The organism is Erwinia oleae, from assembly GCF_000770305.1.
In the GTDB taxonomy this organism is placed as follows: Bacteria; Pseudomonadota; Gammaproteobacteria; order Enterobacterales; family Enterobacteriaceae; genus Erwinia; species Erwinia oleae.
Genome location: NZ_JNVB01000063.1, coordinates 1 through 26,204, shown reverse-complemented (window position 1 = coordinate 26,204; position 26,204 = coordinate 1). Strand labels below are relative to the sequence as shown.

Here is a 26,204-nt window from a genome sequence, read left to right as displayed (position 1 = left end):
GGCGCACCGCTGCCGATCTGGCGAATATACCCGTGGAGAAGATTTTTCTCGTGCAGCTTTCCGACCTGGCCGTGACGCCCGAGAGCGACGCGCTGTCAGAGACCGCCCGCCATCGTCGCCTGCTGCCCGGCGAGGGCAATTTCCCGCTGAGCACCCTGCTTGGCTGCCTTTCTGAAAAAGGCTACAACGGGCCGCTGGGGCTGGAAGTCTTTAATGACGAACTGCACCAGCAGCCACCGTCAGACATCGCAAAAAAGGCGATGCGGGCGCTGAAAAACTGTCTTGCGCAATAAATCGCTTCTCCGACGCGCGCGCCGCGCCGGAGTCGATATCACGCCGCCTTAGCCGCTCGTCCTGCACCGCTTTTCGCTTTTGCAGGACGGTCGTCGGATGCTTTTACAGACGCCTCACCCGCTTCCGGTTCAGCTTCTTTTTCTACCGGGCTGGCTTCAGTCCTGTCGCTTTTGCTGGCGTTCTCATCAGGTTGGTCAGCACGCGGCCTGTCAGAAGGGTGCTCAGGCGCCCTGCTGGTGCGCACAATATGCTGTACGTCATCTTTACGTTCCGCCAGGAACAGACCCAGCGCTTCGCGCTGTGATTCGTTCATCTCCAGCGGCGCATCGCCCAGCCAGTCGCAGAACGCTTCTGCCATATCGAGCATTTTGTCGTAGGCGTCCGCTTCTTTTTTACTGGCAAAGGTCATCTTTTCCTCACCTCTTCTGACAACAACGTATTTGATTTCAACAGCCATTCCGCACACCTCATTTAACTGTATTTATATACAGTATAACGAACATTACGGGTAAACTCAACCCTGCAAAGCAGATGAAGACGCAAACGTTTTCGTTTATACTGCGCGCGCGATTTTTTCAATCAGGTAAAGACTATGACGACTCTTGGAACCGCGCTGCGCCCCGCCGCAACTCGCGTAATGCTGTTAGGTTCAGGCGAACTGGGTAAAGAAGTTGCGCTGGAATGCCAGCGTCTTGGTGTGGAAGTGATCGCCGTAGATCGCTATGCCGATGCTCCGGCGATGCACGTGGCGCATCGTAGCCACGTTATTAATATGCTCGACGGCGAGGCGTTAAAGACGCTGGTGGCCCTTGAGCGTCCTGATTATATCGTGCCGGAAATTGAAGCGATCGCCACCGATATGCTGATTGCGCTGGAGGAACAGGGCCAGCGCGTGGTGCCGACCGCGCGCGCTGCGCGTCTGACCATGAATCGTGAAGGCATACGCCGTCTGGCTGCGGAAGAATTGGCGCTGCCCACCTCTTCTTACCAGTTTGCCGACAGCCAGCAGGCTTTTACCCGCGCGGCGAACGAGACTGGTTTTCCCTGCATCGTGAAACCGGTCATGAGTTCATCCGGCAAGGGCCAGAGCTTTATTCGCGACGCCGCGCAGCTTGACGCTGCCTGGCAGTATGCGCAGGAAGGCGGCCGCGCCGGCGCGGGACGCGTGATCGTCGAAGGCGTGGTGAAGTTTGATTTTGAAATCACGCTGCTGACGATCAGTGCCGTCGACGGTATCCATTTTTGCGATCCAATCGGGCATCGGCAGGAAGATGGCGACTATCGCGAATCCTGGCAGCCACAGCAGATGAGCGGTCTCGCCTTGTCACGCGCGCAACAGATCGCAGAAAAAGTCGTCAGCGCGCTCGGCGGCTACGGTCTGTTTGGCGTTGAGCTGTTTGTCTGCGGCGATGAGGTGGTGTTCAGCGAAGTTTCTCCCCGCCCGCACGATACCGGCATGGTCACGCTTATTTCGCAGGATCTTTCAGAGTTTGCGCTGCACGTGCGCGCTTTTCTTAACCTGCCGATTGGCGGCATCCGCCAGTACGGCCCGGCTGCCTCTGCGGTGATCCTGCCTGAACTGAACAGCGACAATGTGCAGTTTGGCAACGTTGAGGAAGCGCTTGGCGCCGGTCTGCAACTGCGGTTGTTCGGCAAGCCTGACATTCAGGGACGACGCAGGATGGGCGTTGCGCTGGCGACGGGTGAAAACGTTGAAGAGGCGGTGCAGCGCGCGGTTAACAGTGCTGCACAGGTGAAGGTCAGCGGCTGAATACAAAAAGGAAGGCGGCGCCGCCTTCCCTGTTTTCGCGTATTAACGCGCGCCGGCAATCGCCTCTTTCGCCAGCTGCGTAATGCGATCGTAGTCGCCTGCTTCAAGCGCATCCACCGGCACCAGCCACGAACCGCCAATGCACAGCACGCTTTTCAGCGCCAGGTAATCGCGATAGTTGGCAGGTGAAATGCCGCCGGTAGGGCAAAAACGCACCTGAGAGAAAGGCCCGGCAATGGCCTGAAGCGCTTTCACGCCGCCGTTCGCTTCGGCAGGAAAGAATTTGAACTCACGCAGTCCGTAGTCCATGCCGGTCATCAGTTCGGAAACGGTGCTGATGCCAGGGATCAGCGGGATTGAGCCATCGACCGCGGCTTTTAACAGCGGATCGGTGATGCCAGGGCTGATGGCAAACTGCGCGCCCGCATCGGTAACTTCTTTCAACTGCTGCGCATTCAGCACCGTACCGGCGCCCACAATGGCGTCCGGCACTTCTTTAATCATCGCTTTCAGTGCATCCATCGCACAGGCGGTACGCAGCGTCACTTCCAGCACTTTCACGCCGCCGGCCACCAGCGCTTTTGCCATCGGCACCGCGTGCTCCAGCTTATTGACCACGATCACCGGCACGACCGGGCCGGTGGTCAGAATCTGTTCCGCACTTATTTTCCAGTTACTCATCGAGCTGTTTCTCCTGTCTGGCCCGTCTTCCTTCAGCGGATTCAAACGGGCAAAAGCGACGCATCTGGCGTCAGACTGGCTCTACCATACAGGATTGCCGGAGCCGACGTCTATGCGATTGAACATATTTTGAAACTACGGTTCAGTTTTTTCCCGGGGGAATAAAAAAACCCGCCGAAGCGGGTTAGTTGATGCCGGATCATCACTCAAATTCGTTCCAGGAACGACCGTCGCGAGTGATCATTGCCACGGAGGCCACCGGCCCCCAGGTGCCTGCCTGATACGGTTTAGGCGCTTCTTTATCCGATGCCCACGCGTCCATAATGGAGTCCACCCACTTCCACGCTTCCTCCACTTCATCGCGACGCACAAACAGCGCCTGAATGCCGCGCATGGTTTCCAGCAGCAGGCGTTCATAAGCGTCCGCAAGGTGCGACTGGTTGAAGGTTTCAGAGAAGCTTAAATCCAGCTTGGTGGTTTGCAGGTTGTGCTTGTGATCCAGCCCCGGCACTTTATTGAGGATCTGAATATCCACCCCTTCGTCTGGCTGAAGACGAATGGTCAGCTTGTTTTGCGGCAGCTCCTGCCACGACTCTTTAAACAGATTCAGCGCAGGATTTTTAAAGTAAACCACCACTTCAGAGCATTTGGTGGGCAGGCGCTTGCCGGTACGCAGGTAGAACGGCACGCCAGCCCAGCGCCAGTCATCAATATCCACACGAATGGAGACGAAAGTTTCGGTGCTGCTGGATTTATTGGCATCTTCCTCTTCCAGATAGCCGGGCACTTTTTTGCCCTGCACAAAGCCAGAAGTGTACTGACCGCGCACGGTTTTTTCGCGCACGTTGGAGTGATCAATGCGGCGCAGCGAACGCAGTACTTTCACCTTTTCATCGCGAATACGATCGGCGGAGAGATCCGCCGGCGGCGACATCGCAATCATTGTCAGCACCTGGAGCAGGTGGTTCTGGATCATGTCACGCATCTGGCCGGCTTTATCAAAATAGCCCCAGCGCCCTTCAATCCCCACCTCTTCGGCCACGGTAATCTGTACGTGATCGATGGTGCGGTTATCCCAGTTAGCGGCAAACAGCGAGTTCGCGAAGCGCAGCGCCAGCAGGTTGAGCACCGTCTCTTTACCCAGGTAGTGGTCGATGCGGAACACCTGATTCTCTTCGAAATATTCACCAACCTGATCGTTGATTTCGCGTGACGTATCCAGCGAGGTGCCCAGTGGTTTTTCCATCACCACGCGCGCGGGTTGCGCATTGAGTTTGGCAGTGCCAAGCCCTTTGCAGATGGCGCCAAAGGTGCTCGGCGGCATGGCGAAATAGTTGATGGTGACGCGGTTTTTCTGATCGAGCATTTTACCCAGTTTTGGAAAATGCGAGGTGTCATCCACGTCGAGGTTACAGAAGTCCAGACGACCGCTCAGTTTATCCCACAACGCTTCGTCAATTTTCTCCTTCATGAAGGTTTCCAGCGCCTCGCGCACCACTTTGGTGTAAGCGGCTTTATCCCAGTCGGCACGGCCCACGCCAATGATGCGTGACTCCTCATGAATTTGTCCGGCCTTTTCTAACTGGTAGAGCGAAGGCAACAGTTTTCGGCGTGCAAGATCGCCCTTGGCACCAAATATAACCAGATCGCATGCCTGAGCTGTTTGTGTAACCGCCATTTGATTCTCCTCATTGCAGGATGAACTGGCTCGTACATTCCGTCGATACCAGACTCTTTGTAATTTTCTTTCGTCACAATGTACTGCTTTTGCCCGCCTCGCGTAAACCTGAGCGCGCCGTTTCAGCACTGATGATTCAATATGTTATCTGTTTAAACGCATTATTCCATATTGCGAGCGCTTGTTTTTATCGTCGCTTTTAAACCGCCTGTTGACGATTAAAGTCAGACGCAGATCAAACTCTGGCAAAAAATGACAAAGCCACAAGCGATCCTTCTGCCCGCAGCCGTTTAATACATTGTATATTCTCTACAAAATGACATCGATTTCTCCTTTGATTGAAATCGTCAGAATGTATGAGCGGGCGCCGTAATGAATATGCAGGAAAAAATTCAGACTCAGCTTGAAACGCTGAGCAAATCCGAGCGGAAAGTCGCCGAAGCGATCCTTGCCGCACCCGCTTCGGCAATCCACTCCAGTATTGCGCTGCTGGCCAGAGAAGCCAATGTCAGCGAGCCGACGGTCAATCGTTTTTGCCATCGTATGGGAACTAAAGGCTTCCCCGATTTTAAACTCCAGCTGGCGCAAAGCCTGGCGAACGGTACGCCCTGGGTAACCCGCAACGTCGATGAAAACGACAGCGTCGAGATCTATTCAGAGAAAATATTTGAATCCGCTATGGCGGGCCTCGATCGCGTCAGAAGCAGCCTGGACGTCAGCGCGGTAAATCGCGCGGTCGATCTTCTCACCCAGTCCAATAAAATCGCGTTCTTTGGCCTCGGTGCCTCCGCCGCCGTGGCGCACGATGCCATGAATAAATTTTTTCGCTTTAATGTGCCGGTGATCTATTCCGATGATATTGTGATGCAGCGCATGAGCTGCATCAACAGCGCGGAAACGGATGTTATCGTGCTTATCTCCCATACCGGGCGCACAAAGAGCCTGGTTGAGCTGGCAGGACTGGCGCGCGAAAATGGCGCCACCGTGCTGGCCATCACCTCTGCGGGCTCGCCGCTGGCGCAGGGTGCCACGCTGGCGTTAACGCTGGACGTGCCTGAAGACACGGATATTTATATGCCAATGGTATCAAGGCTGGCCCAGCTTACGTTGATTGACGTGCTGGCGACCGGTTTTACGCTGCGGCGCGGGGCGCGGTTTCGTGACAATCTCAAACGCGTAAAAGCGGCCTTAAAAGAGTCGAGATTCGACAAAGAATCGCGCGCGACGAACTGAACGACAACGTAAAGGGTCGATGCCTTCGCCCCTTTTCTTATAAGATAGAATCCATCTTTTCAGGATCTGCGCCGGCAGCATCCTTTTAACGTCAACGGAGTCATACATGTCAAGACGTCTCAGAAGAACCAAAATTGTGACGACACTCGGCCCCGCCACCGATCGCGATAACAATCTCGAAAAAATCATCGCTGCGGGTGCAAACGTCGTTCGGCTGAACTTTTCACATGGCACCGCAGAAGATCATCAACTCCGCGCGAATAAAGTGCGTGAGATCGCCGCAAAACTTGGCCGCCATGTCGCCATCTTAGGCGATCTTCAGGGACCGAAAATTCGCGTTTCTACCTTCAAAGAAGGCAAAGTATTTCTCAGCGTGGGCGACCGTTTCCTGCTTGATGCCAGCCTGAGTAAAGGCGAAGGTGATAAAGACAAAGTTGGCATTGATTATAAAGGTCTGCCCGCTGACGTGGTGCCGGGCGATATTCTGCTGCTGGACGATGGCCGTGTTCAACTGAAAGTGCTGGAAGTTCAGGGAATGAAGGTGTTTACCGAGGTAACCGTCGGCGGCCCGCTTTCCAACAATAAAGGCATTAACAAGCTGGGCGGCGGCCTCTCTGCCGAAGCGCTGACTGAAAAAGACAAAGTCGATATTCTTACCGCCGCAAAAATCGGCTGTGACTACCTTGCCGTCTCCTTCCCGCGTAACGGTGAAGACCTGAACTATGCGCGCCGCCTTGCTAAAGAGGCGGGCTGCGATGCGAAAATCGTGGCGAAAGTCGAGCGCGCGGAAGCGGTCGCCAGCCAGGAAGCAATGGATGACATCATCCTCGCCTGCGACGTGGTGATGGTCGCGCGGGGCGATTTGGGCGTCGAAATTGGCGATCCTGAACTGGTCGGCATTCAGAAAGCGCTGATCCGTCGCGCGCGCCAGCTCAACCGTTCCGTGATCACCGCCACGCAAATGATGGAATCAATGATCACAAACCCGATGCCTACCCGCGCCGAGGTGATGGACGTCGCTAACGCCGTGCTCGACGGTACGGATGCGGTGATGCTGTCTGCCGAGACCGCAGCAGGTCAGTATCCGGCGGAAACGGTCAGCGCGATGGCGAAGGTGTGCGTCGGTGCCGAAAAGATCCCCAGCATCAACGTTTCAAAACACCGTCTGGATGTGCAGTTCGATAATATTGAAGAGGCGATTGCTATGTCGGCGATGTACGCCGCCAACCACCTTCAGGGTGTTACGGCAATCATCACCATGACCGAATCCGGCCGCACCGCGCTGATGACCTCGCGTATCACTTCGGGCCTGCCGATTTTCGCTATGTCGCGTCATGAGCGCACGCTGAACCTTACCGCGCTGTACCGTGGCGTTACGCCGGTCTTTTTCGACAGCAATAATGACGGCGTGGCCGCAGCCCATGACGCCACCACGCTGCTGCGCGACAAAGGCTTTCTGATGTCGGGCGATCTGGTGATCGTTACCCAGGGTGATGTGATGAGCACCACCGGTACGACAAACACCAGCCGCGTACTGCGGGTGGAATAACATCAGGCGGGTTAGTGAGCCACTAACCCGTCTGTTATTTCCTGTAGAGATCCTTACGCCGGTAGGGTTCGATCTCCCCTTCTTTTCGGGTTTTCAATAACTTCAGTATCCAGGTGTACTGCTCAGGATACGGCCCCACCAGATTTTCAACTTCCTCGTTCATCCGCCGCGCCTGCGTTTTATCATCCACTTCCAGCAGATCATCCATAGGCGCTCGCAGGTAAATATTCAGCCGGTGCGTTTTATTGTCATAAACCGGGAACATCGGCACCACTTTCGCGCGACACACCTTCATCAGCCTGCCAAGCGCTGGGAGGGTTGCTTTATAGGTTGCAAAGAAATCAACAAATTCGCTTTGCTCTGCGCCGTGGTCTTCATCGGGCAGATAGTAGCCCCAGTAGCCCTGACGAACCGAGGAGATAAACGGTTTTATGCCGTCATTGCGCGGGTGAAGACGGCCGCCAAAGCGCCGTCTGGCGGTGTTCCATACGTAATCAATCAGCTCGTTGCGTTGATTATGAAACATGCCCGCAACCTTATGCCCTTCCGCCGCAAGCAGCATGGCGGGAATATCAATCGCCCAGCCGTGTGGAACAAGAAAAATGACGTTCTGCTCTTCAGCGCGCAGCTGCTCAATCAGTTCATGATTGTGCCAGGTGATGTGACGCATGGCGTGCGCCGGACGTACCGCCAGTTGCGCCATCATCACCATGGACTGCGGCGCGGTAGCAAACATCTCATCAATAATTTTTTCCCGCGCGGCTTCTGACTTTTCAGGCATGCAGTAAAAAAGGTTAATTTGCGCACGACGCCGCGCGCTTTTCGCCATCTTTCCCGCCAGGCGGCCAATTCCCCCCAGCAGCGGATCGCGAATGCCTGCCGGCACCCAGGCCAGCCCGATACAGGCGCCAATGGCCAGCCAGCTTCCCCAGTAGCGTGGCAATAAAAACGATCGTTTAAAGACAGGTATGAACTCGCTGTTATTTTTTTTGCTGTTTTCCATGCATTCGCCTCGGACAATAAGCGGCTAATGATAGTGGCGGTGGACTATTTTGCAACGCTTCAATCATCCTGAAAATAAAAATGAAAAAGCCGACGGGCAGCCCCGTCGGCTTAAAAAAAGCACATCACAGATTATTTAAAACGTAACTGTGGCATTACCTCACGCACCTTAGCCAGGTAGCTGCTACGATCCTTGCCGGTCAACCCTTCCATGCGCGGCAGTTTCGCCGTGAGTGGGTTCACTGCCTGATTGTTGATCCAGACCTCATAGTGCAGGTGCGGCCCGGTAGAGCGCCCTGTATTGCCGGTCAGCGCAATGCGATCGCCGCGCTTCACTTTCTGCCCCGGCTTCACCAGCAGCGTTTTGAGGTGCATATAGCGCGTCATATACTGCCGCCCGTGACGGATAGCGACATAGTTCCCCGCCGCGCCGCTGCGTTTCGACACAATCACTTCGCCATCGCCAATCGCCAGTACCGGCGTACCGACCGGCACCGCAAAGTCCACGCCTTTGTGCGGCGCAATACGGCCTGTCACCGGGTTCAGGCGGCGCGGGTTAAAGTTTGACGAGACGCGATAGGGCTTGATGGTGGGAAAACGCATAAAGCCGCGAGCCAGCCCGGAACCGCTGCGATCGTAAAATTTGCCGTCTTCGGCACGAATTGCATAATAATCCTTGCCGTTGGTTTGCAAACGCACGCCCGCCAGCTGGCTCTGCTCCGTTTTACCGTTCATCTCTTCGCGGGACATCAGCACAGCGAATTTGTCGCCTTTTTGCAGCTTGCGGAAGTCCATCTGCCACTGAAGCGCTTTGATCACCGCGCTAATTTCACCGCTGCTGAGCCCCGCCTGTTTGGCGCTGGTCACGAAGCTGCCGTTCACGGTGCCAGCCAGCACGCTGTTTTTCCACTCGCCTTTCTGCATTTCAGAAGAGGATTTGAAGCCGTCTCCTGAACGATCGTAAGTACGCGTTTCCCGACGCGACGATTCCCAGGACAGTCGTTGCAGCTGTCCTTCATCGGTCAGCGTCCAGGAGATCTGCTGCCCCACTTGCAGGTTACGCAGATCCTTATCGGTTTTAACCAGCTGGTTGATATCACTCATATCAATGCCATACTGGTTAAGAATGCTGCTTAATGTATCGCCGGATGAAACCACGTAATCGTGGGTGCCGGTTTCATTGGGCACGTCTTCATCAATTTCATCCTTTGGCACATCGTCTTCCGGCGCGGGCGTGTCCTGGTCGATGGGCTCGCTGGCTTCAGGAAGCAGCGTGCGCAGCTGGCTCTTTTCAAGCTCAATGCTTTTTACGACAGGATTTTCATCGCTGGGATGATAAACGTAGGGCCGCCAGACAGAGACGGCCAGCGTGACAACGGTCAGCGAACCCAGCATGATGCGATGGGCTCGCGGCAGTGTATTAAACGCCATAGATACAGCGCGGGCTATTTGCTGCACTTAGTTAGTTCCTCTAATCTCCTTTCAGGCAGCTCGCATACTGGCTGGACAACTGTGAGAGGAATTTCACATAGCTGTCTTTGCTCGGAGTGATACTCGTACCCAGTGGATCAAGCGTTCCTTTACGTACGCGGGTTCCTCTGGCTACGGCATCGATCACGGCAGGCCTGAATTGTGGCTCAGCAAAGACGCAAACGGCCTTGTGCTCAACCAACTCTGTTCGAATATGATGTAAACGCTGAGCGCCGGGTTGAATTTCCGGGTTAACGGTAAAATGACCCGCGGGAGTCAATCCGAAATATTTTTCAAAGTAGCTGTAAGCATCGTGAAAAACGAAATAACCCTTTCCTTGCACCGGCCCAAGCTGAGACGCAATTTGCGTATCTGCTGACGCTAATTCTGCCTCAAAGTGATGCAGATTTGCGTCTAGTTTGTCTCTGCTTTGCGGCATAAGTTCCAATAATTTTTGATGGATTGCAACCGCCGATTGCCGGGCAATTTCCGGCGACATCCACAGGTGCATATTATATTCGCCATGATGATGATGTTCATGGTCATGATCGTGCGCTTCTTCGCCCTCTTCATGGTCATGCTCTTCCTCGTCGCCGCCCTTGATTAATAGCGGTTTTACCGCGGGTAGCGCCGACAGCTCGAGTGATTTTTCAGGCGGTAATTGCGCGACCGCTTTTGGCATAAACGCTTCCATTTCCGGGCCCACCCACACGATGAGATCCGCGCCCTGTAAGCGTTTAACGTCGGAAGGACGCAGTGAATAATCATGCTCTGAAGTGCCGTCCGGGAGTAACACTTCAACAGGAGTAACCCCGTCGGCAATGGCGGCGGCGATGAAGCCCAGCGGTTTGACGGAGGCGACAACGGCAGCGTGGGCAGCAGGCGCCAGCGAAGCGGCAAAACCGGCTAAAATTAGCATGCTCAAAAGGGGGCGATTTTTATGTAACATAATGCGTCTGTCCATCGTGATAGGCTGATGGATTGTGATATTATAACATTCTAAAATTTCTGCAAACTGAATTTACTATGTCCTCATTGATTAGACTGGATAAAATTTCCGTCAGTTTCGGATCCCGTCGCGTTCTTTCCGATGTTTCGCTCACGCTACAGCCGGGCCGGATTTTAACGCTGCTTGGCCCTAACGGCGCGGGCAAATCGACGCTGGTGCGGATCGTGCTTGGGCTGATTAAACCAGACAATGGCGTTATTGAGCGCCCTGCTCAGTTACGCATTGGCTACGTGCCGCAAAAAATCCATCTGGATGCTACCCTGCCGCTGACCGTTGAGCGTTTTATGCTGCTACGCGGTCGCATCAGCCGCGGCGATATCTTACCGGCGCTGAAACGCGTACAGGCGGCACAACTGCTGGACTATCCGCTGCAAAAGCTCTCCGGTGGCGAAATGCAGCGCGTGCTGTTGGCCCGTGCGCTGCTTAATCAACCTCAGCTGCTGGTACTGGATGAACCGACGCAGGGCGTGGACGTTAACGGTCAGGTGGCGCTGTATGATCTGATCGATCAGCTGCGCCACGAGCTGGCATGCAGCGTACTGATGGTTTCGCACGATCTGCATCTGGTGATGGCGAAAACCGATGAGGTACTCTGCCTTAACCAGCATATTTGCTGTTCCGGCACGCCCGAAGCGGTTTCACAACATCCTGAGTTCATCTCTATGTTTGGCTCTCAGGGCGCTGAACAGCTGGCAATCTATCGCCATCACCATAACCATCGTCACGACCTTCAGGGACGTATAGTTTTACGCAGAGGACCTTATCAGTGATTCAATTGTTATTACCCGGCTGGCTGGCCGGGGTGTTGCTGGCGCTGGCGGCCGGACCGCTGGGATCGTTTGTGGTCTGGCGACGGATGTCTTACTTCGGCGACACGCTGGCGCACGCGTCGCTGCTTGGCGTGGCCTTTGGCCTGCTGCTTAACGTCAGTCCATTCTATGCGGTGATTGCGGTAACCCTGCTGCTGGCGCTGGTGCTGGTCTGGCTGGAGCGTCGTCCGCACCTGGCTATTGATACGCTGCTGGGGATTCTGGCGCACAGCGCGCTGTCGCTGGGCCTGGTGGTGGTCAGTCTGATGTCGAACGTCCGCGTTGATTTAATGGCTTACCTGTTTGGCGACCTGCTTTCCGTGACGCCAGCCGATCTCTGGACGATTGGCGCGGGCGTGGTGGTGGTGCTTGGCGTGCTGGCACTCAACTGGCGCTCGCTGTTATCAATGACCATCAGCCCGGAGCTGGCGCAGGTTGATGGCGTGTCCATTCAGCGGACAAAAATGGTGCTGATGCTGGTTACCGCGCTGACCATTGGCGTCGCCATGAAGTTTGTCGGCGCGCTGATCATCACTTCGCTGCTGATCATTCCTGCGGCAACTGCCCGCCGTTTTGCCCGGTCGCCGGAGCAGATGGCAGGCGTGGCGGTGATCGTCGGCATTCTGGCGGTGAGCGCAGGCCTGACCTTCTCCGCCTGGTACGATACCCCTGCCGGGCCGTCGGTTGTACTCGGCGCGTCACTGATGTTCCTGCTGAGCATGGCAAAACGACCTGCCGTCTGAGCGCAGACGTAAAAAAACCGGGCCTGGCCCGGTTTTTAATTCTTCTTAATTACTCTTCGCGGGTAATGCCGAAGTGCTTATAGGCATGCTGCGTGGCCATACGTCCGCGCGGCGTACGCTGAATAAAGCCCTGCTGGATAAGATACGGCTCCAGCACGTCTTCAATCGTTTCCCGCTCTTCGCCAATCGCCGCCGCAAGGTTATCCAGCCCGACCGGGCCGCCGGTAAATTTGTCGATAATTGCCAGCAACAGCTTGCGATCCATGTAGTCGAAGCCTTCGGTATCCACGCTCAACATGTCCAGCGCTCTTGACGCAACGTCACCGCTCAGGCTGCCGTCGGCGCGCACGTCGGCAAAGTCGCGTACGCGACGCAGCAGACGGTTGGCGATACGCGGCGTACCGCGCGAACGGCGGGCGATTTCCAGCGCGCCTTCAACGCTCAGCGGCAGCCCCAGACACGCGGCGCTGCGGCTGACGATGTGCTGAAGATCCTCAACGCGATAGAACTCCAGTCGCTGGACGATGCCGAAACGGTCGCGCAGCGGCGACGTCAGCGAACCGGCGCGCGTGGTGGCGCCAATCAGCGTAAAGGGCGGCAGATCCAGCTTGATGGAGCGTGCCGCCGGGCCTTCGCCAATCATGATATCCAGCTGGTAATCTTCCATCGCCGGATAGAGCACCTCTTCCACTACCGGCGAAAGGCGGTGGATCTCATCAATAAACAGCACGTCGTGGGGTTCAAGGTTGGTGAGCATTGCCGCCAGATCCCCTGCTTTCTCCAGCACCGGGCCGGAGGTCGTGCGCAGGTTAACGCCCATTTCGTTAGCAACGATATTCGCCAGGGTGGTTTTTCCCAGACCCGGCGGACCGAAAATCAGCAGATGATCGAGCGCGTCGCCGCGCATCTTCGCCGCCTGGATAAAAATCTCCATCTGTTCGCGCACTACCGGCTGGCCCACGTATTCGGCCAGAAGTTTTGGACGAATTGCGCGGTCGATGACCTCTTCTTCAGTGATGGTTCCCGGCGATACCAGGCGATCGGCTTCAATCATGCTTTACCTCAGATGGCGGCGCGCAGGGCTTCGCGGATCAACGTTTCGCAGTCCGCGTCAGCGCGGCCGACTTTGCTTATCATACGGCTGGCTTCCTGCGGTTTATAGCCTAACGACACCAGCGCGGCAACCGCTTCACTCTCTGCATCATTTGCCGCGTTATCGGGCTGCACTTCGCTGGTCAGCGCAAACGGCGCGTCGGCGGCGAAAAGATCGCCATGCATACCTTTGAAGCGGTCTTTCATCTCCACCACCAGACGCTCGGCGGTTTTCTTACCGACGCCCGGCAGCTTAACCAGGGCGGCAATCTCTTCCCGCTCTACCGCCGTGACAAACTGCTGGGCGGACATACCGGAAAGAATAGCCAGCGCCAGTTTTGGCCCGACGCCGTTCACTTTGATCAGCTCACGAAACAGCGCGCGTTCCGGCTTGCTGTTAAAACCAAACAGCAGCTGCGCATCTTCACGCACCACAAAATGGGTGAAAATAATCGCTTCGTGATTCAGTTCCGGAAGCTCATAAAAACAGGTCATTGGCATATGGATTTCATAACCCACGCCGTTGGCTTCAAGCAGCACCTGCGGCGGCTGTTTTTCCAGGATGATGCCTCTTAAACGACCAATCACATTCGCTTCCTCACATTCAATACAGTGTCGGGGTTATACCATAAAAAAAGCTGGATGAATATCCAGCCCTTCAGGTTCGCAGCCGTCCGCGCGCAAGATTGAGCTTTCCTTCCCCGATGCGCGCCACGTTTTGACTGAGGTGGCAATGGGTAATGGCAATGGCCAGCGCATCGGCGGCATCCGACTGCGGATTCGCTCCCAGCCTGAGCAGCGTTTTCACCATGTGCTGCACCTGGCTCTTCTCCGCACTGCCGATGCCGACCACGGTCTGCTTTACCTGTCGCGCCGCATACTCAAACACCGGCAGGTCGCGGTTTACCGCCGCCACAATTGCCGCGCCGCGCGCCTGGCCCAGCTTCAGCGCCGAATCGGCATTTTTCGCCATAAAGACCTGCTCGATAGCGAAAAAGTCCGGCTGAAACTGCGTGATGATTTCGCTGACGCCTGCGTAAATAAGCTTCAGGCGCGAAGGGAGATCGGTCACGCTGGTACGGATGCAGCCGCTGCCAAGATAGGTGAGCTGACGGCCCACCTGACGAATAACGCCGTAACCGGTGACGCGTGATCCCGGATCGATACCTAAAATGATCGTCATCGCGCGTCTCCGGTCAGAGGACAGTGATGCGTAAAGCGCGCCATTACAGCGTCGCCGCCACCTCGTCGGAAATATCACCGTTGTGATAAACCTCCTGCACGTCGTCGCAGTCTTCCAGCATGTCGATCAACCGCAGCAGCTTCGGCGCCGTGTCGACGTCCATGTCCGCTTTGGTAGAGGGGATCATCGACACTTCTGCGCTATCCGCCGTCAATCCCGCCGCTTCCAGCGCATCCTTAACGTCGCCCAACGATTCCCACGGCGTGAACACGTCGATAGCACCGTCATCATAAGTAACGACATCATCAGCGCCCGCTTCCAGCGCGGCGTCCATCACCGTATCTTCTTCCAGACCCGGCGCGAAAGAAACCACGCCTTTACGGGTGAAGAGATAGGCTACCGAACCGTCGGTGCCCAGGTTGCCGCCGGTTTTGGTGAAGGCATGACGGACTTCAGACACGGTGCGATTACGGTTGTCGCTCAGGCATTCAACCATCACGGCGGTGCCGCCGGGGCCGTAGCCTTCATAGATGATGGTTTCCATGTTGCTGTCGTCTTCGCCGCCCACGCCGCGCGCGATGGCCCGGTTCATGGTGTCGCGGGTCATGTTGTTCGCCAGCGCCTTATCCATTGCCGCGCGCAGGCGCGGGTTAGACGCTGCGTCGCCACCGCCAAGCTTCGCCGCGGTAACCAGTTCGCGAATGATTTTCGTAAAAATCTTACCGCGTTTGGCATCCTGCGCCGCTTTGCGGTGCTTGGTATTTGCCCATTTACTATGTCCAGCCATTATTTTCCGTCTCCAGATAAACAGCGTGCGGGCCAGCAGACAGCCCGCACGTTTCGCTCATTGCAACCCTTCTGCCTGCTGTTCAAAGCGGGCCAGGGCGTTAAAGTACAAATTCTTCTATCGCCTGGCGATTGCTCCAGGATCGGGTCAGCCGTGCGGCGTCAGCGGCAGCGATCCAGCGGTATGCCAGATGCTCGCTGAGCGTCACCGGCTGCTCACAAGGGAGCGCCAGACTGAACCAGTGTTCAGCATTGTGCGTCACTTCCGGCGCATAGCGATACCGGAAGTGAGGAAAGATTTCGAATTGTATCTGACGCTGGCAGTCAACAACTGTGAGCCGCGCGGCGTTGACGTCAATTCCTGTCTCTTCCTGCACCTCACGCGCCGCCGTTTCCGCCAGCGTTTCGCCAGGCTCCTGACTGCCGGTGACCGACTGCCAGAAATGCGTGTCGTCGCGGCGCTGAAGCATCAGTACCCGCCTGGTATCAGCAGCGTAAATGACCACCAGCACCGAAACGGGATGTTTGAAGGCCAATTATGCCTTCTCTGACGAACCGTCAGCAGACGGCTGTTGATACTTCGCCATTACCTCAACGCCCAGCTCGCGCAGCGAAGAGGGATTCGCAAAGCTTGGCGCTTCGGTCATCAGACAGGCGGCCGCGGTCGTTTTCGGGAAGGCGATAACGTCGCGAATATTATCGGTGCCGGTCAGCAACATGACCAGACGATCCAGGCCAAACGCCAGCCCCGCGTGCGGCGGCGTGCCAAATTTCAGCGCGTCGAGCAGGAAGCCGAACTTCTCACGCTGTTCCTGCTCATTAATGCCAAGAATGCCGAATACCGTTTGCTGCATCTGTCCATGATGAATACGCACTGAGCCGCCGCCCACTTCATAGCCGTTGATGACCATGTCATAGGCGTTGGCGATCGCCTGTTCAGGCTGCGCGGCGAGTTCCTGCGGCGACATAGCTTTAGGCGCGGTAAACGGATGGTGCATTGCGGTCAGTCCGCCTTCGCCATCGTCTTCAAACATCGGGAAGTCAACCACCCACAGCGGCGCCCACGCGGCGTTATTGGTAATTTTCAGGTCGCGGCCCAGCTTCAGACGCAGCGCGCCCAGCGCGTCGGAAACCACTTTGCCGCTGTCCGCGCCGAAGAAGATCATGTCGCCGTCAGCGGCCTGCGTGCGTGCAAGCATCGCTTCCACAATCTCTTCGTTGAGGAATTTCGCCACCGGACTGGTGATACCTTCAAGGCCTTTTGCACGTTCGTTGACCTTAATATAGGCCAGCCCCTTCGCGCCGTAGATTTCAATAAATTTGCCGTATTCATCAATCTGCTTACGACTGAGCTGTGCGCCGCCCGGCACGCGCAGCGCGGCAACGCGGCCTTTAGGATCGTTGGCCGGGCCGGAGAAAACTTTAAATTCGACCGTTTTCAGCAGGTCGGCCACGTCTACCAGCTCCATCGGATTCCGCAAATCCGGCTTATCGGAACCGTAGCGCCGCATCGCTTCTTCAAAGGTCATCTGCGGGAAGTCACCCAGCTCAACGCCTTTCACGTCCAGCCACAGTTCGCGCACCAGCCGCTCCATGATCGCCTGCACCTGCGGCGCGGTCATGAAAGAGGTTTCAACGTCGATCTGAGTGAATTCAGGCTGGCGATCGGCGCGCAAATCTTCATCGCGGAAGCACTTAACGATTTGATAATAGCGATCGAAGCCGGACATCATCAGCAGCTGTTTAAACAACTGAGGCGACTGCGGCAGCGCATAGAACTTACCTTTATGCACGCGGCTCGGCACCAGATAATCCCTTGCGCCCTCCGGCGTGGCCTTGGTCAGCATCGGTGTTTCGATGTCTAAAAAGCCGTTGTCGTCCATAAAGCGACGTACGAAGCTGGTAATTTTGGCGCGGGATTTCAGGCGTTGCGCCATCTCCGGGCGACGCAGATCAAGATAGCGATACTTCAGGCGCGCTTCTTCGGTATTGACCTGATTGGCGTCGAGCGGCAGCGGCTCAGCGCGATTGATAATCGTCAGATCGGTAGCAAAAACTTCGATTTCGCCGGTCGCCATGTCGCTGTTGCGGTTCTTGTCGTCACGCGCGCGCACGGTGCCGGTTATCTGCACGCAAAATTCGTTACGCAGTTCAGAGGCCAGTTTGAAGGCATCCTGACGATCGGGATCGAAAAATACCTGCACGATACCTTCACGGTCGCGCATATCGATAAAGATCAGGCTGCCCAGGTCGCGGCGGCGATTGACCCAACCGCACAGTGTCACTTGCTGGCCTACGTGAGACAGATTGAGCTGTCCGCAATACTCAGTACGCATAACGATATCCTTTAAACTTCGCCGCTTACGCGCGGCCGGTGCCTTGCAGCGCCATGCCGTCGCGAAAAATGGCGGCCATTATAATGGAAAAAGCCCGACGCGATAAGTGCCGCCGCCGCATCCCGGCGTCGAATTAACGTCAAAAAAGTTCGCCAGACGGGCTGTTCTCACAAACGCTAACAAATTTCACGCTTTTCGAACATTGATCTTATCGCCTTTCGTCATGGAATATCTGTAATCTCAACGATTTCGCTGTTAACGGAGAAACTATGTTGCAACTTAATGCCGCTTCAACCGCGCTCGTGCTTATCGATCTTCAGGAAGGGATTTTGCCCTTCGCTCGCGGCCCTTATCAGGCTGCCGACGTTGTTGCGCGTGCAGCAACGCTTGCGGAAAAATTCAGGTCGGTGAATGCGCCGGTGGTGCTGGTACACGTCGGCTGGTCTGCGGATTTTGGCGATGCGCTTAAACAGCCGGTGGACAGCAGCCACAGCGGCGCGCTGCCGGATAACTGGTGGGACTATCCGCCTGCGCTGGGGATGCAGCCGCAGGATATCAAAGTGACAAAACGTCAGTGGGGCGCGTTTTACGGCACCGATCTGGAGCTACAGCTGCGCCGCCGTGGTGTGGATACCATCGTGCTTGGCGGCATCTCGACTAATATTGGCGTGGAGTCTACCGCACGCAATGCCTGGGAGCTGGGTTTTAACCTGGTGATCGCAGAAGACATTTGCAGCGCGGGCAGCACTGAAGAGCATAACGGCAGCTTCACCCATATTTTCCCCCGGCTGGGACGCGTGAGGCAGTCGTCAGAGATCCTTGCTGCATTTTAATGCCATACCGACTGGTCAGTCGTGACAGAGGCGGCAGGTGACATTGAGATAAAGTCTGTCTGCCGCCCTGTGCAGCAAACCGGAGCCGCCTCTGCCGGTCAGGACGGGTCGGTATCAACGCGGGCCGGGTCGTTTGCTTTTTCCTGCGCATCAGGCTCAATGCCCGCCGCAATCAAACAGCCTTTGAGTACGCCGAACGCATCCTGACACTGCCGTTCATTTACGCAGGCGTAACCGAGCAGCAAACCGCGCGCGGTCTGCTGATGCATATAGTATTGCGACAGCGGTCGTACCTTGACGCCGCGCTTCAAAGCCTGTGCGGCAATAGCGACATCGTCACAGCCGGATGGCAGCCGCAGCACCAGATGTAACCCGGCTTCATGGTTTACCGGCGGCAAAAAAGACGGCCCCAGATAGCGCTCAATCAGTTTGCATAAAAACTGCCGCCGCTGGCCGTAAAGCAAACGCATCCGCCGGATATGGTCCATGTAGTGTCCCTGACGTATAAACTCTGCCAGCGCGCGCTGGATCAGCAGGTGCCCGCCGCGATAAAGCTCTGCGGCAGCGATGCGCAGCGGTTCGGCCAGCATCTTCGGCACCACCATGTAGCCAATTCGCAGTGCCGGGTAGAGCGTCTTGCTGAAGGTGCCCATGTAAATCACCGGCGCATCGGCTTCCAGCCCTTGCAACGAGGGATAAGGTTGACCAGAGAAGCGAAATTCGCTGTCGTAATCATCTTCAATAATCCAGCTTTGGTGACGCCGCGCCAGCGATATCAGCGCTTTGCGTCTTGCCAGACTGAGGTGGGCGCCCAACGGATATTGATGTGACGGTGTCACAAAAACCATTCTGGGCGGCGGCCCCGACGCCGGCACGATACCTTCATCATCCACCGACATTGCGCGGATTTTGAGGCCGTTCTTACGCAGGAGGTTACGCGTTCCCCAGTAACCCGGCTCCTCCATCCAGACATCATCACCCGGGTCGCAGAGCACGCAGGTGACCAGATCGACCGCCTGATGCACCCCTTCCGTGATCAGGATCTGATCGGCGTCGGCCTTAACCGAGCGTGCCACACGCAGATACTCCACCAGCGCATGGCGGAGATCCGGGCAGCCGCCGCCGCTGCTGTACACCAGCCGATGAACATCCGGATCGCGATTCAGCCGGGCCTGAATCTGACTAAAAAGTTTATGTGGAAACTCGGTAACGTCGGGCGCGCCGGGGACAAATGCGCCCCACTGCCAGGGAGACGCCGTAGCGTGCCCTAACAGCGTAGCGCCGCGTTTTGACAGCGTGGCCGGCAGCGGCGTGGCGACAGGTGGTAGCAGATCGATAGCGTGGCTTTGCAGGCAGATCTCCGGCAGCGTCTCCGCAACCCTGGTGCCGCTGCCGGTGCGCGCCGTTACATAACCCTGCGCCATCAGATTTTCATAAACATGCAGTACGGTATTCCGCGAGACCTTAAGCTCACGCGCCATGTCGCGCGTTGGCGGCAAGCGCCCGCCGCGCGGAAAAATGCCCTCTATGATTGCACCCTGCATGCAGGTCAGCAGCCGCTGCTGCAACGAACCACTCTGCAAAAACTGTAATCGTTCTAGTAAGTGATCGGCATAAATCAGCTGCAATTGGCACCATCCCTCTCTCTGAAATTGGCTCTGGCAACTTACCTCTTCACACGCGTAAATAAAAGCGTTTGTCGTGAATTGTAAATAAGCATATGAGCGAGGTGGATGAGATGAGCGAACAACATATTCCGATGCAGCAGCGCAAGGCACAGGCTTTGCCCCGCGGCACCGGCACGCTGTGTGACTGGTATGTGGCGCGGGCGGAAAACGCCACCCTGTGGGATAACGAGGGCAACAGCTGGATTGACTTCGCGGGCGGCATCGCGGTGCTCAATACCGGCCACCGCCATCCGCGCATTGAACAGGCGGTAGCCGCTCAATTAACGAAATTTACCCATACCGCGTTCCAAATCACGCCGTACGAAAGCTACGTTGCGCTGGCGGAACGCATCAATCAGCGGGTACCCGTGGCGGGTCCGGCTAAAACCGCCTTCTTCACCACCGGCGCAGAGTCGGTAGAAAATGCTGTTAAAATCGCCCGTGCTTATACCCACCGCCATGGCGTGATCGCCTTTGGCAACTCCTTTCACGGCCGCACCCTGATGACCATGGCGATGACCGGCAAGATCGCGCCCTATAAACGTGATTTTGGCCCGATGCCGGCCTCGGTGTTTCATGCGCGCTACCCCAGCGCGATACAGGGCATCAGTATTGATGCGGCACTGGACAGTCTCGACGCTATTTTCACTCAGGACATCGCTCCGCAGGACGTCGCCGCTATCGTGCTGGAGCCGGTGCAGGGCGAAGGCGGTTTCCACGCGGCGCCGGCTGCGTTTATGGTCAAACTGCGTGAACTGGCCGATCGCTACGGCATTCTGCTGATTGCCGACGAGGTGCAGAGCGGTTTCGCCCGCACCGGCAAGCTGTTCGCCATGGAGCACTATCCGGTGAAAGCAGATCTGATCACCATGGCCAAAAGTCTGGCGGGCGGGATGCCGCTCTCTGCCGTATCGGGGCGCGCAGAGGTGATGGATGCGCCAGCGCCGGGCGGTCTCGGCGGCACCTATGCCGGCAATCCACTGGCGATTGCTGCGGCGCATGCGGTACTGGACGTCATCGAAGAGGAACAGCTCTGCGCGCGTGCCGCAGAACTTGGCGGCAGGCTCGATGCCTGGCTTCAGGACTATCGCAAGCAGTGTCCCGCGATCGCCGATGTACGCGCGTTAGGGTCGATGGTCGCCGTTGAATTTACTCAGGCAGCCATCGCGCAGGCGATACAGAAAAAGGCGATGGAGAACGGACTGTTGTTGCTGACCTGCGGCGCAAAAGGCAACGTCATCCGTTTTCTTTATCCGCTGACCATTCCTGACCAGCAGTTTCACCAGGCGCTGGACATTTTGACGTCGGTACTGAACGACTGCGCCGCTGACGTCGAAAAAAACGCCGTCACGGCCTGACCTTCCCCGGCTCGCTGCGGCGAGCCCATTCCCTTGCTCGCCCCGGACACAAAAGCCCGAAAACCATTCTGGAGACGTTCTGATGACGACAATACAGACTGCGAATGAAGATGCACTGGCACAAAATCTGAAGCCGCGCCATGTGCGCATGCTGTCTATTGCGGGCGTAATTGGCGCTGGCCTGTTTGTCGGCTCTGGCCACGCGATTTCCGAAGCGGGCCCGGCGGTGCTTATCGCCTACGCCGCCGCCGGCGCGCTGGTGGTGTTAATTATGCGCATGCTGGCCGAAATGGCGGTCGCCCTGCCCGATTCCGGTTCTTTCTCCACTTATGCCGATAAAGCGCTGGGCCGCTGGGCAGGATTCACTATCGGCTGGCTCTACTGGTGGTTTTGGGTGCTGGTCATTCCGCTGGAGGCGAATGCAGCCGGCACCATCCTGCACGCCTGGTTCCCGCAGGTTGCCATCTGGCAGTTCACTCTCGCCATTACGCTTGTTTTAACCCTCACCAATCTGCTGAGTGTGAAAAACTATGGCGAGTTTGAATTCTGGTTCGCGCTGATCAAGGTCGTGGCAATAGTCGCTTTTCTGTGTGCAGGCGCCCTGGCCGTTTCCGGTTTTATGCCTGGCAGCAGCACCAGCGGCCTTCAGCATCTCTACGATACGCAAGGCTTTATGCCCAACGGCATGGGTAAAGTGATGGCTGCGATTTTGACCACCATGTTTTCGTTTATGGGCACCGAGATTGTCACGATCGCCGCCGCCGAATCGAAAAACCCGGGCAGGCAGATCACCCAGGCCACCAATTCGGTTATCTGGCGTATCGCGCTGTTCTACCTGCTGTCGATTTTCTTTGTGGTGGCTCTGGTGCCGTGGAATTCGCCGGCGCTGGTTGAGCATGGCTCCTACCAGACCGTGCTTCAGGCGATGAATGTTCCGCACGCCAGGCTGATCGTGGATATTGTGGTGCTGATGGCGGTGTGCAGCTGTCTTAACTCAGCGCTCTATACCTCTTCACGCATGCTCTATTCGCTGTCGCGCCGGAAGGATGCGCCTGCGGCGGCGTCCCGTACGAACCGCAGCGGTACGCCGTGGATTGCGGTGCTGCTCTCCACCGCTGCCGCTTTCGTCGCGGTTATTGCTAACTATCTGGCGCCCAGCGTGGTGTTTGAATTTCTGCTGGCGAGTTCCGGCGCCATCGCGCTGCTGGTCTACCTGGTCATTGCCGCCTCGCATCTGGTGCTGCGTAAAAAGCGTGAGAAAGCAGGCGAAAAACTGAGTTATCGCATGTGGCTGTTTCCCGGTCTGACCTGGATTACCATACTGTTTATCATTACCGTGCTGGTTTCCATGCTCTTCAACGCTGAGCATCAGGTCGAGCTGCTGGCGACCGGTGGTCTGACGTTGGCGATTATCGCCGCCAGCCTGGTGGTGCCGCGTAAAAAGAGTAAGCAACAGAAAGCTCGCTTCTCTGCCGTTCACTCCTCAGAAAACTCCTGACCTGACCTACATGCGGCGCGGCCGCATGTTGTTTTACTGAAAGGCGTCCCTGTCCGCATTTCCCGTGAACATCCCGTCTGTCATGCCCGCCCGCGTAACATTTTGTCGCCAGTCATTTCCCGTCCCACCTAATTAAACGCGTCTGGTCACATTCATCAGGCAAAGTGTGACCTGCAATGGGCTTTTTTCCTCTTTTCTCCGTTCGTTTGTGATCGGGATCCAGAAACGGCAGAAGCCGACTTGTATGGTAGTAATCTTGGGAATTAAGTTAACAGTATGTTTGTTTTTTGTTCTAAATCTGAATTTCATCGGCATGACAGAAAAATAAAAAAAACGTGCGGCCTGTTTGATCCTGGCAGGACAAGGCGGCAGATAACCACAACTTTTAAAGGCACCGGATATGACCCTTCCCTCATCAGAACTGTCGCAAAAACCGGCCAAAGCGCCTCATTCCGGCCGGAATGCTGTTCATCGACGCGGCCTGTTTCGCTTTTTACCGCGTGCGCATCCTCTTTCCTGGTGGATGCTCGTGATTACTACCCTCGCGATCCTCATGAACTCTATCGACAGGATTATTCTGCCCACGTTACTTCCTGCGATTATGACGTCGTTCAATCTGACCGAAGTGCAGGCTGGATGGCTCAATTCATTGAGTTTTGTCGGCACCTTAACCGGTGCAGTCCTTTTCGGCTTATTTTCCGACTGGGTAGGAACCGGACATAAACGTTGTTATAGCTGGTGCGTGGCCGTGTTGGTTGAGATCGTCTCAGGCGTGGCGACAGCATTTTGCAAATCGCTGGGCGCGTTTCAGGCTCTCAGAGTCGCAATGGGCATGGGAACAGGCGGATCGGAACCGATCAATGTCGCATTGCTGGGTGAGTGGTGGCAGAAAGAGAACCGCGGGTTTGCCATTGGCGTACACCATACCGGCTTTCCAATGGGACAGTTCATTGGCCCTGTTCTGATCGCCGCAATTCTGGCATTTGCGACCTGGCGCGAGGCGTTCCTGTTTATTCCACTTATTGGTTTAATGATACTGATAGCGCAGCTCATCATCGGTACGCGCAAGAATCATCAGAAGGTCAATAACTGGATAGTTGAAAACGGACTGACGCCGCCCGTTAGCGCGTCCCTGCAACATACGGTTGAACACGCATCCCTGTGGACTAACGCCGCTTCCTGTCTGAAAAACCGTAACTGTCAGATGGCCATTCTGTTGATTTTTGGCTTTACCTGGGCTGAGATGGGGATCGCGAACTTCCTGACGTTGCAGCTAACGCGCGACGTCGGGCTTGATCTGTCAACCGCAGCGATAATTTCCGGCGCATCCGGGATTACCGGCTGGATTGGTCAGATTCTGTGGGGGAGTTTCTCAGACGTTAAAGGGCGTAAGCGTTCACTGGTCATCATTCTGGCGGGCTGGGTCTTCGCCGCTGCGCTATGCATAGCGATCCATTCTGCTGTATCAGGCTGGGCGATCCTGATCTTTTGGGGGCTGTTTCGTAACTCACCCTACCCAGTCGCGTATGCCTTGCTCATTGACTCTTCTCCTCGTGCAGCCGCGTCAAGTATGGGCCTGATGATAGGCCTGGCTGTCGGTATCGCCGGGATTCTGGTGGCGCCGGTCAGTGGCTGGATTATTCACACGTTTGGCTTCACCGTACATTACCTGGTGATTGTCGCCGTACTGCTCATTTCCTGTCTCCCTTTGTGGTTTATTAAAGAAACTGTCATCTTCAAAAAGGCCTGATATGACCCGTGATCTGATCAGCTTATTCCGTCAATGTACCCTTATTGAACTCAATCATGCGTATGAAGAACTTATGCCGGTCTGGCCCGGGCATGGGAAGTTTTTCTGTAGCCATGCGGAGGATTACAGCGCAGGCGATGGTAACTATAACTGTCAGTTGAGCCTTGGCGACCACTGCGGCACCCATGTGGATGCGCCAGCGCACTTTATTGAGGGCGGTAAAACGGTCGAACAGATTGATGCGCGCCAGTTAATCGGCCGGGGCCGCTGCCTGGACATGTCCTGCCTGGCAGAGGACAGTGATATTACCGTTCATATGATTCAGGCATGGGAAGCGGATAAAGGAGAGATCGTTGCCGGTGATATTGTGATTTTTCGAACGGGATATGACAAAAAATGGCGTTGTCGTCCTCATCACGCCGGCTTTCTGCAAAACTGGCCAGGACTCTCGGGAGAAGGCGCAAATTACCTGATTGAAAAAGGGGTAACGGTATTAGGAACGGATGCTATGTCGTTGGACAGATACAGCAATGACGCACATCCCGCGCATTTTGCTGTATTAGGTTCTGACTGCCTGATCGTTGAGAATCTCGCCAATCTGGAAAATCTCCCTTCTGAGTTCGTCTTTATGGCGCTGCCACTCAGAATTAAAGGGGCGTCCGCCTCGCCAATAAGGGCGGTGGCGCTGCTGGAATCACCGCTTCAGGCGGAGCAGAACGGCCATGGCGCTTTTAGTGTTGAGGTCAACCCGCGGCCTGCGGAAACCGCATAATATGTTTGCTGATACAGCAGTGTTTAGCGCATTACGAAAGAGATCCACTATTTCTTCCATTGCGCTGATACGGTTTGACCGCTACATTTTCCGGATCATTTCAGCTCAGGACGGATGACCGTGAAGCCTTTTTACCTTGGACTGCCGCAGTGGCAACATCCGCAATGGAAAAAACGGGGAATAGTGACGCTGGCTGATTACGCGCAGTACTTTAACTGCGTTGAAGGCAACACCACGCTTTACGCCCTGCCAAAACCGGAAATTGTTCAACGCTGGCGCGATATGACCGATGACAACTTCCGTTTCTGCTTTAAGTTTCCCGCGACCATCAGTCATCAGGCCATGCTGCGCAATTGTGACGCGCTGACCGCTGAATTCTTTGCCCTGCTTGCACCGCTGGCGGAGCGCATCGGCCAATACTGGCTTCAGCTGCCGCCCGTGTTTGGTCCCGACCATCTCCCCGCGCTGTGGGCATTTCTGGATGGTTTGCCAGAGGCCTTCAGTTACGGTGTGGAGGTGCGTCATCCTGAGTTTTTTGCCAAAGGCGACGCCGAGCGTGCGTTAAATCAGGGTCTGCATCAGCGCGGCATCAATCGGGTGATCCTCGACACGCGCGGCGTGCATTCGGCCGTACCCGCCACGCCTGCGGTGATTGAAGCACAGCGTAAAAAACCGCATCTGCCGGTGCAC

Annotated in this window: 25 protein-coding genes; 12 read left to right on the top strand and 13 right to left on the bottom strand. The window is 56.1% G+C overall.

Annotation, left to right across the window (positions count from 1 at the left end; genetic code table 11):
* The coding region (locus tag GS12_RS24660) for a TIM barrel protein (protein WP_034949281.1) at positions 1-293 on the top strand (293 nt) is incomplete at its 5' end.
* A 38-nt stretch (positions 294-331) separates the two neighbouring features.
* On the opposite strand, the gene GS12_RS17705 is transcribed toward GS12_RS24660, so the two are convergent.
* The gene (locus GS12_RS17705) at positions 332-751 is read right to left on the bottom strand and encodes a YebG family protein (RefSeq protein ID WP_034949279.1); all 420 of its coding nucleotides are present in this window, start codon (positions 749-751) and stop codon (positions 332-334) included.
* Positions 752-886: 135 nt separating this feature from the next.
* On the opposite strand from GS12_RS17705, the gene purT reads away from it, so the two are divergent.
* The gene (gene purT / locus GS12_RS17700; protein ID WP_034915384.1) at positions 887-2,065 is read left to right on the top strand and encodes a formate-dependent phosphoribosylglycinamide formyltransferase; all 1,179 of its coding nucleotides are present in this window, start codon (positions 887-889) and stop codon (positions 2,063-2,065) included.
* A 42-nt stretch (positions 2,066-2,107) separates the two neighbouring features.
* On the opposite strand, the gene GS12_RS17695 is transcribed toward purT, so the two are convergent.
* Both GS12_RS17695 and zwf read right to left on the bottom strand, forming a co-directional pair.
* Positions 2,108-2,746: a bifunctional 4-hydroxy-2-oxoglutarate aldolase/2-dehydro-3-deoxy-phosphogluconate aldolase gene (locus GS12_RS17695; RefSeq protein ID WP_034949278.1), complete on the bottom strand. Its 639-nt coding sequence runs from the start codon at positions 2,744-2,746 to the stop codon at positions 2,108-2,110.
* A 202-nt stretch (positions 2,747-2,948) separates the two neighbouring features.
* Positions 2,949-4,424 (bottom strand): glucose-6-phosphate dehydrogenase, encoded by a 1,476-nt coding sequence (gene zwf, locus GS12_RS17690; protein ID WP_034915388.1) that lies wholly within the window; start codon positions 4,422-4,424, stop codon positions 2,949-2,951.
* A gap of 372 nt (positions 4,425-4,796) precedes the next feature.
* On the opposite strand from zwf, the gene GS12_RS17685 reads away from it, so the two are divergent.
* Positions 4,797-5,657 carry a MurR/RpiR family transcriptional regulator gene (locus tag GS12_RS17685; protein ID WP_034949277.1) on the top strand — a complete coding sequence of 287 codons (861 nt, stop codon included), beginning with the start codon at positions 4,797-4,799 and terminating at the stop codon, positions 5,655-5,657.
* Between the two features lie 106 nt (positions 5,658-5,763).
* The gene (gene pyk, locus GS12_RS17680; RefSeq protein ID WP_034949276.1) at positions 5,764-7,206 is read left to right on the top strand and encodes a pyruvate kinase; all 1,443 of its coding nucleotides are present in this window, start codon (positions 5,764-5,766) and stop codon (positions 7,204-7,206) included.
* A gap of 34 nt (positions 7,207-7,240) precedes the next feature.
* Here the strand turns inward: pyk and lpxM are convergent, their stop codons facing one another.
* From lpxM to znuA, 3 genes are all read right to left on the bottom strand, one after another.
* Positions 7,241-8,209 carry a lauroyl-Kdo(2)-lipid IV(A) myristoyltransferase gene (lpxM, locus tag GS12_RS17675; protein ID WP_034915396.1) on the bottom strand — a complete coding sequence of 323 codons (969 nt, stop codon included), beginning with the start codon at positions 8,207-8,209 and terminating at the stop codon, positions 7,241-7,243.
* A 131-nt stretch (positions 8,210-8,340) separates the two neighbouring features.
* Positions 8,341-9,666 (bottom strand): murein DD-endopeptidase MepM, encoded by a 1,326-nt coding sequence (mepM, locus tag GS12_RS17670; protein WP_034915398.1) that lies wholly within the window; start codon positions 9,664-9,666, stop codon positions 8,341-8,343.
* A 13-nt stretch (positions 9,667-9,679) separates the two neighbouring features.
* Complete coding sequence (gene znuA, locus GS12_RS17665) at positions 9,680-10,627, bottom strand: zinc ABC transporter substrate-binding protein ZnuA (protein WP_034949274.1); 948 nt, start codon at positions 10,625-10,627, stop codon at positions 9,680-9,682.
* A gap of 77 nt (positions 10,628-10,704) precedes the next feature.
* Here znuA and znuC point away from each other — a divergent pair, with 77 nt between their 5' ends.
* Both znuC and znuB read left to right on the top strand, forming a co-directional pair.
* Positions 10,705-11,457, top strand: coding sequence for a zinc ABC transporter ATP-binding protein ZnuC (gene znuC, locus GS12_RS17660; protein WP_034949273.1), 753 nt, complete (start codon positions 10,705-10,707; stop codon positions 11,455-11,457).
* A complete protein-coding gene (gene znuB / locus GS12_RS17655; RefSeq protein ID WP_034915408.1) occupies positions 11,454-12,239 on the top strand; it encodes a zinc ABC transporter permease subunit ZnuB in 786 nt (261 codons plus the stop codon). The genes znuC and znuB overlap by 4 nt, the downstream gene beginning before the upstream one ends.
* A 49-nt stretch (positions 12,240-12,288) precedes the next feature.
* Here the strand turns inward: znuB and ruvB are convergent, their stop codons facing one another.
* The 6 genes from ruvB to aspS all read right to left on the bottom strand — a co-directional run bounded on the left by ruvB (position 12,289) and on the right by aspS (position 17,636).
* Positions 12,289-13,293 (bottom strand): Holliday junction branch migration DNA helicase RuvB, encoded by a 1,005-nt coding sequence (gene ruvB, locus GS12_RS17650; protein ID WP_034915409.1) that lies wholly within the window; start codon positions 13,291-13,293, stop codon positions 12,289-12,291.
* An 8-nt stretch (positions 13,294-13,301) separates the two neighbouring features.
* Entirely contained in the window at positions 13,302-13,919 is a 618-nt protein-coding gene (ruvA, locus tag GS12_RS17645) for a Holliday junction branch migration protein RuvA (protein ID WP_034915411.1), read from the bottom strand.
* A gap of 70 nt (positions 13,920-13,989) precedes the next feature.
* Positions 13,990-14,514, bottom strand: a complete 525-nt coding sequence (gene ruvC, locus GS12_RS17640) for a crossover junction endodeoxyribonuclease RuvC (RefSeq protein ID WP_034915417.1) — start codon at positions 14,512-14,514, stop codon at positions 13,990-13,992.
* A 43-nt stretch (positions 14,515-14,557) separates the two neighbouring features.
* Positions 14,558-15,301: a YebC/PmpR family DNA-binding transcriptional regulator gene (locus GS12_RS17635; RefSeq protein WP_034949271.1), complete on the bottom strand. Its 744-nt coding sequence runs from the start codon at positions 15,299-15,301 to the stop codon at positions 14,558-14,560.
* A 100-nt stretch (positions 15,302-15,401) separates the two neighbouring features.
* Positions 15,402-15,836 (bottom strand): dihydroneopterin triphosphate diphosphatase, encoded by a 435-nt coding sequence (nudB, locus tag GS12_RS17630; RefSeq protein WP_034949269.1) that lies wholly within the window; start codon positions 15,834-15,836, stop codon positions 15,402-15,404.
* A complete protein-coding gene (gene aspS, locus GS12_RS17625) occupies positions 15,837-17,636 on the bottom strand; it encodes an aspartate--tRNA ligase (RefSeq protein WP_034949267.1) in 1,800 nt (599 codons plus the stop codon). It lies immediately after the preceding gene.
* A 269-nt stretch (positions 17,637-17,905) separates the two neighbouring features.
* Between aspS and GS12_RS17620 the strand changes: the two genes are divergently transcribed.
* Complete coding sequence (locus tag GS12_RS17620; protein WP_034949265.1) at positions 17,906-18,469, top strand: hydrolase; 564 nt, start codon at positions 17,906-17,908, stop codon at positions 18,467-18,469.
* Between the two features lie 98 nt (positions 18,470-18,567).
* On the opposite strand, the gene pdxR is transcribed toward GS12_RS17620, so the two are convergent.
* Positions 18,568-20,097 (bottom strand): MocR-like pyridoxine biosynthesis transcription factor PdxR, encoded by a 1,530-nt coding sequence (gene pdxR, locus GS12_RS17615; protein ID WP_052118518.1) that lies wholly within the window; start codon positions 20,095-20,097, stop codon positions 18,568-18,570.
* A gap of 110 nt (positions 20,098-20,207) precedes the next feature.
* Here pdxR and gabT point away from each other — a divergent pair, with 110 nt between their 5' ends.
* The 5 genes from gabT to GS12_RS17590 form a co-directional block, all read left to right on the top strand.
* Entirely contained in the window at positions 20,208-21,494 is a 1,287-nt protein-coding gene (gene gabT, locus GS12_RS17610) for a 4-aminobutyrate--2-oxoglutarate transaminase (protein ID WP_034949263.1), read from the top strand.
* 82 nt (positions 21,495-21,576) lie between these two features.
* Positions 21,577-22,992: a GABA permease gene (gabP, locus tag GS12_RS17605; protein ID WP_034915431.1), complete on the top strand. Its 1,416-nt coding sequence runs from the start codon at positions 21,577-21,579 to the stop codon at positions 22,990-22,992.
* Between the two features lie 400 nt (positions 22,993-23,392).
* Positions 23,393-24,742, top strand: a complete 1,350-nt coding sequence (locus GS12_RS17600) for an MFS transporter (RefSeq protein ID WP_034949261.1) — start codon at positions 23,393-23,395, stop codon at positions 24,740-24,742.
* Between the two features lies 1 nt (position 24,743).
* Positions 24,744-25,514 carry a cyclase family protein gene (locus GS12_RS17595; protein ID WP_084089762.1) on the top strand — a complete coding sequence of 257 codons (771 nt, stop codon included), beginning with the start codon at positions 24,744-24,746 and terminating at the stop codon, positions 25,512-25,514.
* Positions 25,515-25,634: 120 nt separating this feature from the next.
* On the top strand, positions 25,635-26,204 hold a 570-nt coding region (locus GS12_RS17590), incomplete at its 3' end, for a DUF72 domain-containing protein (RefSeq protein WP_034949283.1).